This window comes from Bacillus arachidis (assembly GCF_030285945.1).
GTDB lineage: Bacteria > Bacillota > Bacilli > Bacillales > Bacillaceae_G > Bacillus_A > Bacillus_A arachidis.
Window position 1 is genome coordinate 270,001 of sequence record NZ_CP127376.1, and the last position, 15,000, is coordinate 285,000.

Here is a 15,000-nt window from a genome sequence, read left to right on the forward strand (position 1 = left end):
CCCGAAGTCGGTGGGGTAACCTTTTGGAGCCAGCCGCCTAAGGTGGGACAGATGATTGGGGTGAAGTCGTAACAAGGTAGCCGTATCGGAAGGTGCGGCTGGATCACCTCCTTTCTATGGAGAATTGATGAACGCTGTTCATCAATATAAGTTTCCGTGTTTCGTTTTGTTCAGTTTTGAGAGAACTATCTCTCAGAAATAAATGTATGTTCTTTGAAAACTAGATAACAGTGTAGCTCATATTTTTTAATTTTAGTTTGGTTAAGTTAGAAAGGGCGCACGGTGGATGCCTTGACACTAGGAGTCGATGAAGGACGGGACTAACGCCGATATGCTTCGGGGAGCTGTAAGTAAGCTTTGATCCGAAGATTTCCGAATGGGGAAACCCACCATACGTAATGGTATGGTATCCTTATCTGAATACATAGGGTAAGGAAGACAGACCCAGGGAACTGAAACATCTAAGTACCTGGAGGAAGAGAAAGCAAATGCGATTTCCTGAGTAGCGGCGAGCGAAACGGAATCTAGCCCAAACCAAGAGGCTTGCCTCTTGGGGTTGTAGGACATTCTATACGGAGTTACAAAGGAACGAGGTAGACGAAGCAGTCTGGAAAGGCTCGTCACAGAGGGTAACAACCCCGTAGTCGAAACTTCGTTCTCTCTTGAATGTATCCTGAGTACGGCGGAACACGTGAAATTCCGTCGGAATCCGGGAGGACCATCTCCCAAGGCTAAATACTCCCTAGTGATCGATAGTGAACCAGTACCGTGAGGGAAAGGTGAAAAGCACCCCGGAAGGGGAGTGAAAGAGATCCTGAAACCGTGTGCCTACAAATAGTCAGAGCCCGTTAACGGGTGATGGCGTGCCTTTTGTAGAATGAACCGGCGAGTTACGATCCCGTGCGAGGTTAAGCTGAAGAGGCGGAGCCGTAGCGAAAGCGAGTCTGAATAGGGCGTTTAGTACGTGGTCGTAGACCCGAAACCAGGTGATCTACCCATGTCCAGGGTGAAGTTCAGGTAACACTGAATGGAGGCCCGAACCCACGCACGTTGAAAAGTGCGGGGATGAGGTGTGGGTAGCGGAGAAATTCCAATCGAACCTGGAGATAGCTGGTTCTCCCCGAAATAGCTTTAGGGCTAGCCTCAAGTGTTAGAGTCTTGGAGGTAGAGCACTGATTGGACTAGGGGTCCTCATCGGATTACCGAATTCAGTCAAACTCCGAATGCCAATGACTTATCCTTGGGAGTCAGACTGCGAGTGATAAGATCCGTAGTCAAAAGGGAAACAGCCCAGACCGCCAGCTAAGGTCCCAAAGTGTGTATTAAGTGGAAAAGGATGTGGAGTTGCTTAGACAACTAGGATGTTGGCTTAGAAGCAGCCACCATTTAAAGAGTGCGTAATAGCTCACTAGTCGAGTGACTCTGCGCCGAAAATGTACCGGGGCTAAATACACCACCGAAGCTGCGGATTGATACTTACGTATCAGTGGTAGGGGAGCGTTCTAAGGACAGTGAAGTCAGACCGGAAGGACTGGTGGAGTGCTTAGAAGTGAGAATGCCGGTATGAGTAGCGAAAGACGGGTGAGAATCCCGTCCACCGAATGCCTAAGGTTTCCTGAGGAAGGCTCGTCCGCTCAGGGTTAGTCAGGACCTAAGCCGAGGCCGACAGGCGTAGGCGATGGACAACAGGTTGATATTCCTGTACCACCTCTTTATCGTTTGAGCAATGGAGGGACGCAGAAGGATAGAAGAAGCGTGCGATTGGTTGTGCACGTCCAAGCAGTTAGGCTGATAAGTAGGCAAATCCGCTTATCGTGAAGGCTGAGCTGTGATGGGGAAGCTCCTTATGGAGCGAAGTCTTTGATTCCCCGCTGCCAAGAAAAGCTTCTAGCGAGATAAAAGGTGCCTGTACCGCAAACCGACACAGGTAGGCGAGGAGAGAATCCTAAGGTGAGCGAGAGAACTCTGGTTAAGGAACTCGGCAAAATGACCCCGTAACTTCGGGAGAAGGGGTGCTTTCTTAACGGAAAGCCGCAGTGAATAGGCCCAAGCGACTGTTTAGCAAAAACACAGGTCTCTGCGAAGCCGTAAGGCGAAGTATAGGGGCTGACACCTGCCCGGTGCTGGAAGGTTAAGGAGAGGGGTTAGCGCAAGCGAAGCTCTGAACTGAAGCCCCAGTAAACGGCGGCCGTAACTATAACGGTCCTAAGGTAGCGAAATTCCTTGTCGGGTAAGTTCCGACCCGCACGAAAGGTGTAACGATTTGGGCACTGTCTCAACCAGAGACTCGGTGAAATTATAGTACCTGTGAAGATGCAGGTTACCCGCGACAGGACGGAAAGACCCCGTGGAGCTTTACTGTAGCCTGATATTGAATTTTGGTACAGCTTGTACAGGATAGGCGGGAGCCTTTGAAGCCGGAGCGCTAGCTTCGGTGGAGGCGCTGGTGGGATACCGCCCTGGCTGTATTGAAATTCTAACCTACGGGTCTTATCGACCCGGGAGACAGTGTCAGGTGGGCAGTTTGACTGGGGCGGTCGCCTCCTAAAGTGTAACGGAGGCGCCCAAAGGTTCCCTCAGAATGGTTGGAAATCATTCGTAGAGTGCAAAGGCATAAGGGAGCTTGACTGCGAGACCTACAAGTCGAGCAGGGACGAAAGTCGGGCTTAGTGATCCGGTGGTTCCGCATGGAAGGGCCATCGCTCAACGGATAAAAGCTACCCCGGGGATAACAGGCTTATCTCCCCCAAGAGTCCACATCGACGGGGAGGTTTGGCACCTCGATGTCGGCTCATCGCATCCTGGGGCTGTAGTCGGTCCCAAGGGTTGGGCTGTTCGCCCATTAAAGCGGTACGCGAGCTGGGTTCAGAACGTCGTGAGACAGTTCGGTCCCTATCCGTCGTGGGCGTAGGAAATTTGAGAGGAGCTGTCCTTAGTACGAGAGGACCGGGATGGACGCACCGCTGGTGTACCAGTTGTTCTGCCAAGGGCATAGCTGGGTAGCTATGTGCGGAAGGGATAAGTGCTGAAAGCATCTAAGCATGAAGCCCCCCTCAAGATGAGATTTCCCATAGCGTAAGCTAGTAAGATCCCTGAAAGATGATCAGGTTGATAGGTTCGAGGTGGAAGCATGGTGACATGTGGAGCTGACGAATACTAATAGATCGAGGACTTAACCATATAATATGAAGCAAATGTTATCTAGTTTTGAAGGAATATGCCTTCAATAGTTTGGTGATGATGGCAGAGAGGTCACACCCGTTCCCATACCGAACACGGAAGTTAAGCTCTCTAGCGCCGATGGTAGTTGGGACCTTGTCCCTGTGAGAGTAGGACGTCGCCAAGCAACCTTAAGACGAGTCAGAATGACTCGTCTTTTTTGTGTATATAGCTTATTGAAGGTCTTTAATAAAGTGAAACTTTAATCAGTGGGGGGGTTCTTCCTCCACAGCTGATTATTGACCCTCACCAATCGGGCTTTTACGGGCAGTTTATCTCCCGCCGGACATTCTAGCCACTGGAACTGGACAATAATTTCGCTGAATTTTGAGGTGGGAGTATTACCACCCGTTAACGTGGGATAAACTTTTTCGGAGGCGTACTATTCTAGATTAGTAAAAATCTTGATGCAACATGAGGGTGCTATATTTAGAATTGATATAATGTAATATAAGGTATTTTTAAATATACATAGTAGAGAAAGGGTTTATAGAATGAAGAAAATAAGTATTGTTACAATAGTAGTTTTACTCCTTCTAGTTATTGCGTATATGTTAGTTGGAAACTACTTTTATAACTATGCGTTAAATGCGAAACAAGAAAAAGAATTTTTAGAGGGAAACCCTCATTTAAAGAAAACCGTAACTACATCGGGTAACGTAGTAGCCACTGATGAAGTAAAAAATGCTGAATTTTTATCAAAACATCAACCGAATACGATAATTGCACGCTCTTTTGATGATTTAAAACTAAATGGCCATGAATATCGTAATCAGGAATCTAGTCATAAATGGTCAATCGTGGTTCACGGCTATAGTGGGAGAGCCTCGGAAATGACAAAATATATTCGTCATTTTTATGAAAAAGGTTATAGTGTGGTAGCGCCTGATCTTCGTGGTCATGGAAATAGTCAAGGTGACTATATTGGTATGGGGTGGCATGATCGTAAGGATATTATGCTGTGGATTGAGCGTATATTAAAAGAAGATCCACAAGCAGAAATAGCTCTGTTCGGTATTTCGATGGGAGGTGCGACTGTTATGATGACTTCTGGAGAAGATTTACCTTCTAATGTTAAAGTTATTATAGAAGATTGTGGTTATTCGTCTGTAATGGATGAATTTACGTACCAATTAAAGGATTTATTCCATTTACCAAAATTCCCTGTTATGAATGCGGCGAATACAATTACAAAACTTCGTGCTGGTTATGACTTGAATGAAGGATCGGCTGTCAAGCAAGTTGCAAAAAGTAAAACCCCGATGTTATTCATTCATGGAGATGCTGATACATTTGTTCCTTTTGTTCCTTTTGGAATGTTAGATGAAGTGTATAATGCTGCAAAGGTAGAAAAAGAAAAATTAATTGTGCCAGGTGCAGGTCACGGAGAAGCTGAAAAGATAGATTCAGAGAAATATTGGAATACTGTATGGGGATTTGTCGAAAGGTATATTGCTGCGTAGCTGTAGGTTCATAAAGGATCTTTCACTCTTAATAGTGAAAGATTCTTTATTTATGTATATACTACATATATTACATATATTGATAGAGTAATTAGTAGGGATTAACATAGTAAGGTGAAATATGAATGAAGTGTATGGAGGGGAGATTTATATAGGTGACTTTTTATTGTTTATGAATAAAGATATCTTTCATAATCTAATAATTTGAGATTAGGTTGTGCCGGATATATTATGTCTATAGTTAGAGGTGTACACTTTATTCAAGTTTTTTGCCGCTTTTGGTGAATAATATGCCACCTTAAAATGCAAGTGGAGGCAAGGAAGTTATAAAGGGGATTTTAGATATAGTAGAGGAGTTAAAAAAACATTAAAAAAAGGGTTGCTTTTATAGTAATAAGCGTGTAATATTATACGAGTCGCTGATAGCAACAACGCAAAACGCGACAAACGAAATAAAAAACTTAGTTGACATTGAAATGAAGAAATGTTAACATAAGGAAGTCGCAAATAAGCGACAAACGAGTTCTTTGAAAACTGAACGAAACAAACAACGTGAAACGTCAATTTTTATTTTAGATGCTAGACAAACTAACTTTATTGGAGAGTTTGATCCTGGCTCAGGATGAACGCTGGCGGCGTGCCTAATACATGCAAGTCGAGCGAATGGATTAAGAGCTTGCTCTTATGAAGTTAGCGGCGGACGGGTGAGTAACACGTGGGTAACCTGCCCATAAGACTGGGATAACTCCGGGAAACCGGGGCTAATACCGGATAACATTTTGCACCGCATGGTGCGAAATTGAAAGGCGGCTTCGGCTGTCACTTATGGATGGACCCGCGTCGCATTAGCTAGTTGGTGAGGTAACGGCTCACCAAGGCAACGATGCGTAGCCGACCTGAGAGGGTGATCGGCCACACTGGGACTGAGACACGGCCCAGACTCCTACGGGAGGCAGCAGTAGGGAATCTTCCGCAATGGACGAAAGTCTGACGGAGCAACGCCGCGTGAGTGATGAAGGCTTTCGGGTCGTAAAACTCTGTTGTTAGGGAAGAACAAGTGCTAGTTGAATAAGCTGGCACCTTGACGGTACCTAACCAGAAAGCCACGGCTAACTACGTGCCAGCAGCCGCGGTAATACGTAGGTGGCAAGCGTTATCCGGAATTATTGGGCGTAAAGCGCGCGCAGGTGGTTTCTTAAGTCTGATGTGAAAGCCCACGGCTCAACCGTGGAGGGTCATTGGAAACTGGGAGACTTGAGTGCAGAAGAGGAAAGTGGAATTCCATGTGTAGCGGTGAAATGCGTAGAGATATGGAGGAACACCAGTGGCGAAGGCGACTTTCTGGTCTGTAACTGACACTGAGGCGCGAAAGCGTGGGGAGCAAACAGGATTAGATACCCTGGTAGTCCACGCCGTAAACGATGAGTGCTAAGTGTTAGAGGGTTTCCGCCCTTTAGTGCTGAAGTTAACGCATTAAGCACTCCGCCTGGGGAGTACGGCCGCAAGGCTGAAACTCAAAGGAATTGACGGGGGCCCGCACAAGCGGTGGAGCATGTGGTTTAATTCGAAGCAACGCGAAGAACCTTACCAGGTCTTGACATCCTCTGACAACCCTAGAGATAGGGCTTCCCCTTCGGGGGCAGAGTGACAGGTGGTGCATGGTTGTCGTCAGCTCGTGTCGTGAGATGTTGGGTTAAGTCCCGCAACGAGCGCAACCCTTGATCTTAGTTGCCATCATTAAGTTGGGCACTCTAAGGTGACTGCCGGTGACAAACCGGAGGAAGGTGGGGATGACGTCAAATCATCATGCCCCTTATGACCTGGGCTACACACGTGCTACAATGGACGGTACAAAGAGCTGCAAGACCGCGAGGTGGAGCTAATCTCATAAAACCGTTCTCAGTTCGGATTGTAGGCTGCAACTCGCCTACATGAAGCTGGAATCGCTAGTAATCGCGGATCAGCATGCCGCGGTGAATACGTTCCCGGGCCTTGTACACACCGCCCGTCACACCACGAGAGTTTGTAACACCCGAAGTCGGTGGGGTAACCTTTTGGAGCCAGCCGCCTAAGGTGGGACAGATGATTGGGGTGAAGTCGTAACAAGGTAGCCGTATCGGAAGGTGCGGCTGGATCACCTCCTTTCTATGGAGAATTGATGAACGCTGTTCATCAATATAAGTTTCCGTGTTTCGTTTTGTTCAGTTTTGAGAGAACTATCTCTCAGAAATAAATGTATGTTCTTTGAAAACTAGATAACAGTGTAGCTCATATTTTTTTAATTTTAGTTTGGTTAAGTTAGAAAGGGCGCACGGTGGATGCCTTGACACTAGGAGTCGATGAAGGACGGGACTAACGCCGATATGCTTCGGGGAGCTGTAAGTAAGCTTTGATCCGAAGATTTCCGAATGGGGAAACCCACCATACGTAATGGTATGGTATCCTTATCTGAATACATAGGGTAAGGAAGACAGACCCAGGGAACTGAAACATCTAAGTACCTGGAGGAAGAGAAAGCAAATGCGATTTCCTGAGTAGCGGCGAGCGAAACGGAATCTAGCCCAAACCAAGAGGCTTGCCTCTTGGGGTTGTAGGACATTCTATACGGAGTTACAAAGGAACGAGGTAGACGAAGCAGTCTGGAAAGGCTCGTCACAGAGGGTAACAACCCCGTAGTCGAAACTTCGTTCTCTCTTGAATGTATCCTGAGTACGGCGGAACACGTGAAATTCCGTCGGAATCCGGGAGGACCATCTCCCAAGGCTAAATACTCCCTAGTGATCGATAGTGAACCAGTACCGTGAGGGAAAGGTGAAAAGCACCCCGGAAGGGGAGTGAAAGAGATCCTGAAACCGTGTGCCTACAAATAGTCAGAGCCCGTTAACGGGTGATGGCGTGCCTTTTGTAGAATGAACCGGCGAGTTACGATCCCGTGCGAGGTTAAGCTGAAGAGGCGGAGCCGTAGCGAAAGCGAGTCTGAATAGGGCGTTTAGTACGTGGTCGTAGACCCGAAACCAGGTGATCTACCCATGTCCAGGGTGAAGTTCAGGTAACACTGAATGGAGGCCCGAACCCACGCACGTTGAAAAGTGCGGGGATGAGGTGTGGGTAGCGGAGAAATTCCAATCGAACCTGGAGATAGCTGGTTCTCCCCGAAATAGCTTTAGGGCTAGCCTCAAGTGTTAGAGTCTTGGAGGTAGAGCACTGATTGGACTAGGGGTCCTCATCGGATTACCGAATTCAGTCAAACTCCGAATGCCAATGACTTATCCTTGGGAGTCAGACTGCGAGTGATAAGATCCGTAGTCAAAAGGGAAACAGCCCAGACCGCCAGCTAAGGTCCCAAAGTGTGTATTAAGTGGAAAAGGATGTGGAGTTGCTTAGACAACTAGGATGTTGGCTTAGAAGCAGCCACCATTTAAAGAGTGCGTAATAGCTCACTAGTCGAGTGACTCTGCGCCGAAAATGTACCGGGGCTAAATACACCACCGAAGCTGCGGATTGATACTTACGTATCAGTGGTAGGGGAGCGTTCTAAGGACAGTGAAGTCAGACCGGAAGGACTGGTGGAGTGCTTAGAAGTGAGAATGCCGGTATGAGTAGCGAAAGACGGGTGAGAATCCCGTCCACCGAATGCCTAAGGTTTCCTGAGGAAGGCTCGTCCGCTCAGGGTTAGTCAGGACCTAAGCCGAGGCCGACAGGCGTAGGCGATGGACAACAGGTTGATATTCCTGTACCACCTCTTTATCGTTTGAGCAATGGAGGGACGCAGAAGGATAGAAGAAGCGTGCGATTGGTTGTGCACGTCCAAGCAGTTAGGCTGATAAGTAGGCAAATCCGCTTATCGTGAAGGCTGAGCTGTGATGGGGAAGCTCCTTATGGAGCGAAGTCTTTGATTCCCCGCTGCCAAGAAAAGCTTCTAGCGAGATAAAAGGTGCCTGTACCGCAAACCGACACAGGTAGGCGAGGAGAGAATCCTAAGGTGAGCGAGAGAACTCTGGTTAAGGAACTCGGCAAAATGACCCCGTAACTTCGGGAGAAGGGGTGCTTTCTTAACGGAAAGCCGCAGTGAATAGGCCCAAGCGACTGTTTAGCAAAAACACAGGTCTCTGCGAAGCCGTAAGGCGAAGTATAGGGGCTGACACCTGCCCGGTGCTGGAAGGTTAAGGAGAGGGGTTAGCGCAAGCGAAGCTCTGAACTGAAGCCCCAGTAAACGGCGGCCGTAACTATAACGGTCCTAAGGTAGCGAAATTCCTTGTCGGGTAAGTTCCGACCCGCACGAAAGGTGTAACGATTTGGGCACTGTCTCAACCAGAGACTCGGTGAAATTATAGTACCTGTGAAGATGCAGGTTACCCGCGACAGGACGGAAAGACCCCGTGGAGCTTTACTGTAGCCTGATATTGAATTTTGGTACAGCTTGTACAGGATAGGCGGGAGCCTTTGAAGCCGGAGCGCTAGCTTCGGTGGAGGCGCTGGTGGGATACCGCCCTGGCTGTATTGAAATTCTAACCTACGGGTCTTATCGACCCGGGAGACAGTGTCAGGTGGGCAGTTTGACTGGGGCGGTCGCCTCCTAAAGTGTAACGGAGGCGCCCAAAGGTTCCCTCAGAATGGTTGGAAATCATTCGTAGAGTGCAAAGGCATAAGGGAGCTTGACTGCGAGACCTACAAGTCGAGCAGGGACGAAAGTCGGGCTTAGTGATCCGGTGGTTCCGCATGGAAGGGCCATCGCTCAACGGATAAAAGCTACCCCGGGGATAACAGGCTTATCTCCCCCAAGAGTCCACATCGACGGGGAGGTTTGGCACCTCGATGTCGGCTCATCGCATCCTGGGGCTGTAGTCGGTCCCAAGGGTTGGGCTGTTCGCCCATTAAAGCGGTACGCGAGCTGGGTTCAGAACGTCGTGAGACAGTTCGGTCCCTATCCGTCGTGGGCGTAGGAAATTTGAGAGGAGCTGTCCTTAGTACGAGAGGACCGGGATGGACGCACCGCTGGTGTACCAGTTGTTCTGCCAAGGGCATAGCTGGGTAGCTATGTGCGGAAGGGATAAGTGCTGAAAGCATCTAAGCATGAAGCCCCCCTCAAGATGAGATTTCCCATAGCGTAAGCTAGTAAGATCCCTGAAAGATGATCAGGTTGATAGGTTCGAGGTGGAAGCATGGTGACATGTGGAGCTGACGAATACTAATAGATCGAGGACTTAACCATATAATATGAAGCAAATGTTATCTAGTTTTGAAGGAATATGCCTTCAATAGTTTGGTGATGATGGCAGAGAGGTCACACCCGTTCCCATACCGAACACGGAAGTTAAGCTCTCTAGCGCCGATGGTAGTTGGGACCTTGTCCCTGTGAGAGTAGGACGTCGCCAAGCAAAAACCTAAGTCATTTCGACTTAGGTTTTTTTGTGGTTTAAAAATGTAATATGTATTTATCTATTTGAATTAAAAATAATAAAGATAAACTTATCACCTACGTATTTCTTAAATTGTAGATGACAAGTAAGTATATTTATTTCTTCACATCAATAAGTTCAAAACGTTCGCAAACGAGTAACATGTCTTCAGAGAACTCACGACCAATTTCATTCAATTCTTTCGTAAAGAACTTTGTATGGGTGTTTTTCCAATATTCATAGGTCTGATCTCCTTCTCCTTCTGCAATAGCGAATTCTTCAAGGACCTCATTCATTGGTGCCAAAGTTACTTCTGTTGTTCTAATAATAGCTACAGGCTCATCATTGCTATTTAATATAATACTATAATCATTGGTTGTTGGAAGTGGTTTGTTTTCTAGTTCATAGAAGATATGCCCAGAGCATGTTGCTGTTTTTACACCATCAATTACTAATTGAGCAAGATAGTCAGGAGAGGACCCAAACTGCCATGCACTGACAGTTTGAGGTTTTTCATTCTTCTTCCAGTATTCATTCCAGTATTGCTGTGCTAATTGATTCATTAGTATCATTCACCCATTTCTTAATCGTCTAGTTAAATATCCCGTTGCTTATGATAAGATTCCGTTTGTTCATAATAGATGGTTTGTTTGATAAATTACATTTTCTTTATTGTTTTTAGAGTCAGGAAAAGGAAAGGGCTTAATAAATATGGTTTATATACTCGTGCTGCTCATTTGTATCCATCTATTTAATAAACGTTTACACATATTTATATTAAAGAATATTCAGAATAATGAAGTCGAGCTATTTTAAACAAACATCTACGTTTTTAAGATTAGATGATTCTTTTGGAATGATAAAACTAACGTCTTTTATAAATAATTTGTTTAAATGCGTCTTTTTACTAAAATGGGGAATGCACGGTAGTTAAATAGGTATAATTGCAACTAACCGATACTCCTATAGAAATATCGGTTAGTTATTGTCTTTTTATCGGTGATTTTCATATGGTTATAGCAATACGAATACAGTGAATACAATAGCTAACAAAATGCGGTAATAGGCAAATGGCTTTAAACCTATTTTTGCTAGTAACTTTAGAAAGGTTACTACTGCTAGCATTGCTACGACAAAGGAAGTAATAAATCCTACTGCAAACATGGGAAGATCATCTATACTTAAATGTTCCCAACTCTTTAATAAGTCTAGACCTGTTGCTCCAACCATGACAGGAAGAGCTATAAGAAAAGAAAATTCTGATGCAGCTTTATAATTCACTTTTGCTAACAGTCCTCCAGACATTGTGGATCCAGCCCTTGAAAAGCCAGGGTATACTGCTAAACATTGAAACAATCCAATTGTTAATGCTTGACGGTATGTTAAATCATCTAATGAATAGGAGGTAGCTTCAGGTTTTTTAACTTCTGCAAAAATCATAAGAATAGCTCCTGCTACAAGCCCAATAACGACAGTATATGGTTGAAATAAGTATGTTTTGATCACATCATGTAAGAGTAAGCCAGCGATTACGGCTGGGAATACACCTAGGAAAACATGTAGTGCATTGAATCTTTTCTCTTTTTGCAGAAGAGGCCTAATGTTACATAAGGAAACAAGTCGTTTATGATATAAAACAGCAATAGCTAAAATGGCTCCTAGTTGTATAACAATCTCAAATGTTTTTGCTCTTTCTCCTTCAAAACCTAATAAGTGTCCGACTAATATAAGATGCCCAGTAGAAGAGATAGGTAAAAATTCAGCTAGTCCTTCTACAATACCGAGTATGAAGGCAATAATTGTATCGCTCATAATTTCACTCCTATTATTTAAATGAAAATGTTGTAGGTAGACAGAGACAAAGGTTGATATTCATTATCCTTATAAATCAATGAATATCAACCTTTTTAAAATAGAATATTGTTGCGAGAAAGCTGATAATAGCTGTAGCAGCGATAGCAACATAAGAATATTCTGGAGGATATGTCGGTTGCAATTCGTTATTTACTATATCTAGTGCAGCTGTCCAAGGAAACAAATCCTTGTGTTCCGAACTTGCAGTTAGAACATTTACCATTGCTACAACAATTGTTAATATAATAGGCGGAACATAAGTCTTCATTACAAGAGTTAGCAGTACAATAGGAGAAGATAAGATAAAAAGGAATCCACCGCCTAGTAAAAATTTCACTAAAAATTGAAAAGATAAAGGGATGCTTAATCCAGGAAAGCCTCCTAATAGCCCTAATAGTAAAGTTAGTCCCCATGCAACTATAGTTAGGATCATAATCCAAATAAGCAGAAGGATGAATTTGCTCATAATAAAGTTAAAACGTGATACAGGAATGGTTAATAAATTTTTTAATGTATTTTCTGTGTATTCACGATTAAAGAGATAAGCGGTAACGACTCCGTATAGAAGAACTCCCATAAATAAAATAATATACATATTTACATTAAGAAAAAGGGCATCGAAACTCGCAGGTGTAACGGATGGTTTTGTTTTCATTTCTATATAAAAGGCCAAAACGATCATAAAAGGTGCTACAGCTGCCCCAATAATACTAATCAAGAACATATTAGAACGTTTCAATTTTAATAGTTCTGTATATAGTAGATTAACCAATTGTTCCACCCCCAACCAATTTGGTGAAATAATCTTCTAATCTGTCTTCGCTCATCATAATTTTTAATACTTCAATATCGCTTTGAACAAACGTTTTATTAATCTGCCCTTGTTTTCCGAAATGAGAATACACGCGAATATTTCCATCATCATGTACTTCGTAATCAAAAATATGAAATTGTTTTTCTAAAAGCATCGCAGCTTTATTATCATTGCTTACTTGAAATTCTAAGTATTTACGATTTGTTTTTCGAAGTTCATCAAGAGAGATCTCTTCTAATAACTTCCCTTCATGAATAATCCCCATATGATCTACTAGCTGTTCGACCTCAGCTAAAATATGGCTGGAAATTAATATCGTTATGTTTCTTTCTTGTGCTAAAGATTTAATAAGCTTTCGCATTTCTTTAATACCAATTGGATCTAAGCCATTGGTCGGCTCATCTAGGATTAATAGTTCTGGATAATGGAGAAGGGTTCTTGCGATTCCTAATCGTTGTTTCATCCCTAATGAATATTTTCCTACTAGCTTTTTCGTTTCATGCTCTAGCCCGACAATTTCTAATGCCTCTTCAATCGCATTTTTTTTGTGAACTCCAATGATTTTGGCATTAATTAATAAATTTTCTTTTGCAGTAAGGTTTTCATAAAACCCTGGAACTTCAACGATAGAACCAATTCTTCTTAAAATTTCTTTTTGGTTTTTGAAAAAATCCTCCCCAAATATTTCGATTTTCCCACTTGTCGGTTTTATGAGGCCTAGTAGCATTCGGATTGTCGTTGTTTTCCCTGCGCCGTTTCGTCCGATAAAGCCGTAAATCTCTCCTTGATTCACATTTATATTTAGATTATCTACTGATTTTTGTTTGCCATAAGCTTTGGTCAAGTTTGTAGTTTTTATAATTGTATTGATGTTGAACACCTACTTTCTATAATCTCTTAAGTACATGATAAAAAGAAGGATTTAACTGCTGCTTAATCATTTCTTAACTATTTCTTAAAAGTAGTTTGTTTAGGGATGGAAAAGCCAAAGGTTGTTTTTTTCCACGGAATACTTTCTACCCATATTTGTCCGCCGTTTTTTTCTACGAGAGCCTTTGCAATAGCAAGTCCTAGGCCACTCCCACCATGTGAGAGGTTTCTTGATTGGTCACTTCGGTACATTCTCTCAAATACGTTTTCTAAATCATCTGTTGAAATTCCAGGGCCTTTATCCCAAATGAGCAGCTGATATTCATTAATAGTTTCTAAAAGTTCGATTCCTATTATTTTTCCGGACTTTCCGTAGTATATAGCGTTTTTCATGAGATTACCTATAACTCGCATAAGACTAAGAGAATCCGCCGTAACGGGACAAGGTGTTTCTGGGATGCTAACTAGTAACTCTATATCTTGTTTTGATAGTTCAGGTAAAAACTCAATGAGTGACTCTCTAGTAATCTCTGAAAAATCAAGTTGTTCTTCCTTTAATGGAAATTCATCAGCATCAAGCTTCGCCATATTAAATATTTCATCAACTAATTGTTTTAAACTATTTGATTTATTTGAGAGTATTTCAAGATATTCCAGTTGTTCTTCCTCTGAAGTAGCAATACCATCTTTTAATGCATCAATATATCCAATAATAGAAGTAAGGGGTGTTCGTATATCGTGTGAGATACTAGATAAAAGTTGTTTTCTAGCCTTTTGAGACTTTTTGGCCTCAACTTGTACTTTTTCTAGTTCGGTTATTAAGTCATTTATAGAGAAAGTTATGTCATCTAGTGAATGGTCGTTATTTGTATATAATCGTGTATGTAGATTGCCATTAATGGCGCGTTTTAATTTCGTAACCATGGACTTCCGAGTTTGAATAAAATGAAGTCTTGTAAAGAAAAGACTTCCTGTTATAACCATAAGGATAATGAATAAAATTAATTTTAATGTGTGAACCATATCTATAAATAGAAGTCCGGTGAGGATGATAAACTGCAATAGAATAAGATAGAGAACTTTATCACTCTTCATCCTTTTCACCTACAAATTTATAGCCAATACCCCATACAGTTTGAATAAACTTAGGATTTGAAGGATCAATTTCTATTTTCTTTCTAAGTTTTCTAATATGTACCATAACGGTATTATCATCTTCTATATAGTTACTATCCCAAACATTGCGAAAGAGTTGCGTCTTTGTAAAAACTTGTTCAGGATTTAAGGCGAAGAACTTTAATAGTTCAAGCTCTTTTCCAGTTAAGGACACTTCTTTACCATCTATGTTAACTATGTACTTGTTTATATCAATTGTTAGTCC

At 43.2% G+C, this 15,000-nt stretch carries 7 protein-coding genes and 6 rRNA genes (2 of these 13 cut by a window edge); 7 read left to right on the forward strand and 6 right to left on the reverse strand.

Translation table 11 applies throughout. The annotated features are described in order from the left end of the window. The 7 genes from QRY57_RS03180 to rrf (QRY57_RS03210) all read left to right on the forward strand — a co-directional run. A 16S ribosomal RNA gene (locus tag QRY57_RS03180) occupies positions 1–114 on the forward strand; it begins 1,437 nt to the left of the window's first position. Between the two features lie 145 nt (positions 115–259). After that, positions 260–3,180, forward strand: a 23S ribosomal RNA gene (locus QRY57_RS03185). Between the two features lie 50 nt (positions 3,181–3,230). Next, a 5S ribosomal RNA gene (rrf, locus tag QRY57_RS03190) occupies positions 3,231–3,346 on the forward strand. Positions 3,347–3,713: 367 nt separating this feature from the next. Then, positions 3,714–4,682 carry an alpha/beta hydrolase gene (locus QRY57_RS03195; RefSeq protein WP_286016635.1) on the forward strand — a complete coding sequence of 323 codons (969 nt, stop codon included), beginning with the start codon at positions 3,714–3,716 and terminating at the stop codon, positions 4,680–4,682. Between the two features lie 594 nt (positions 4,683–5,276). Next, positions 5,277–6,827, forward strand: a 16S ribosomal RNA gene (locus QRY57_RS03200). Positions 6,828–6,973: 146 nt separating this feature from the next. Next, positions 6,974–9,894, forward strand: a 23S ribosomal RNA gene (locus tag QRY57_RS03205). Between the two features lie 50 nt (positions 9,895–9,944). Then, positions 9,945–10,060, forward strand: a 5S ribosomal RNA gene (gene rrf, locus QRY57_RS03210). The 16S, 23S and 5S rRNA genes sit together here, the layout of an rRNA operon. Positions 10,061–10,197: 137 nt before the next feature. Here the strand turns inward: rrf (QRY57_RS03210) and QRY57_RS03215 are convergent. The 6 genes from QRY57_RS03215 to QRY57_RS03240 all read right to left on the reverse strand — a co-directional run. Continuing rightward, positions 10,198–10,644, reverse strand: coding sequence for an ASCH domain-containing protein (locus QRY57_RS03215; protein WP_286016636.1), 447 nt, complete (start codon positions 10,642–10,644; stop codon positions 10,198–10,200). Between the two features lie 451 nt (positions 10,645–11,095). After that, positions 11,096–11,893 (reverse strand): undecaprenyl-diphosphate phosphatase, encoded by a 798-nt coding sequence (gene bacA, locus QRY57_RS03220; RefSeq protein ID WP_208019569.1) that lies wholly within the window; start codon positions 11,891–11,893, stop codon positions 11,096–11,098. 76 nt (positions 11,894–11,969) lie between these two features. After that, positions 11,970–12,707, reverse strand: a complete 738-nt coding sequence (locus QRY57_RS03225) for an ABC transporter permease (RefSeq protein ID WP_026593423.1) — start codon at positions 12,705–12,707, stop codon at positions 11,970–11,972. Further along, a complete protein-coding gene (locus QRY57_RS03230) occupies positions 12,700–13,629 on the reverse strand; it encodes an ABC transporter ATP-binding protein (protein WP_286016637.1) in 930 nt (309 codons plus the stop codon). Before QRY57_RS03230 ends, QRY57_RS03225 begins: the two co-directional genes overlap by 8 nt. Before the next feature lie 68 nt (positions 13,630–13,697). After that, positions 13,698–14,714 carry a sensor histidine kinase gene (locus QRY57_RS03235; protein WP_208019566.1) on the reverse strand — a complete coding sequence of 339 codons (1,017 nt, stop codon included), beginning with the start codon at positions 14,712–14,714 and terminating at the stop codon, positions 13,698–13,700. Continuing rightward, on the reverse strand, positions 14,704–15,000 hold the final stretch of the coding sequence (locus QRY57_RS03240) for a response regulator transcription factor (protein WP_208019565.1). It continues 417 nt past the right edge of the window; the window shows 297 of its 714 coding nt (coding positions 418–714); its start codon lies beyond the right edge, outside the window — the gene reads right to left on this strand; the stop codon is at positions 14,704–14,706. The genes QRY57_RS03235 and QRY57_RS03240 overlap by 11 nt, the downstream gene beginning before the upstream one ends.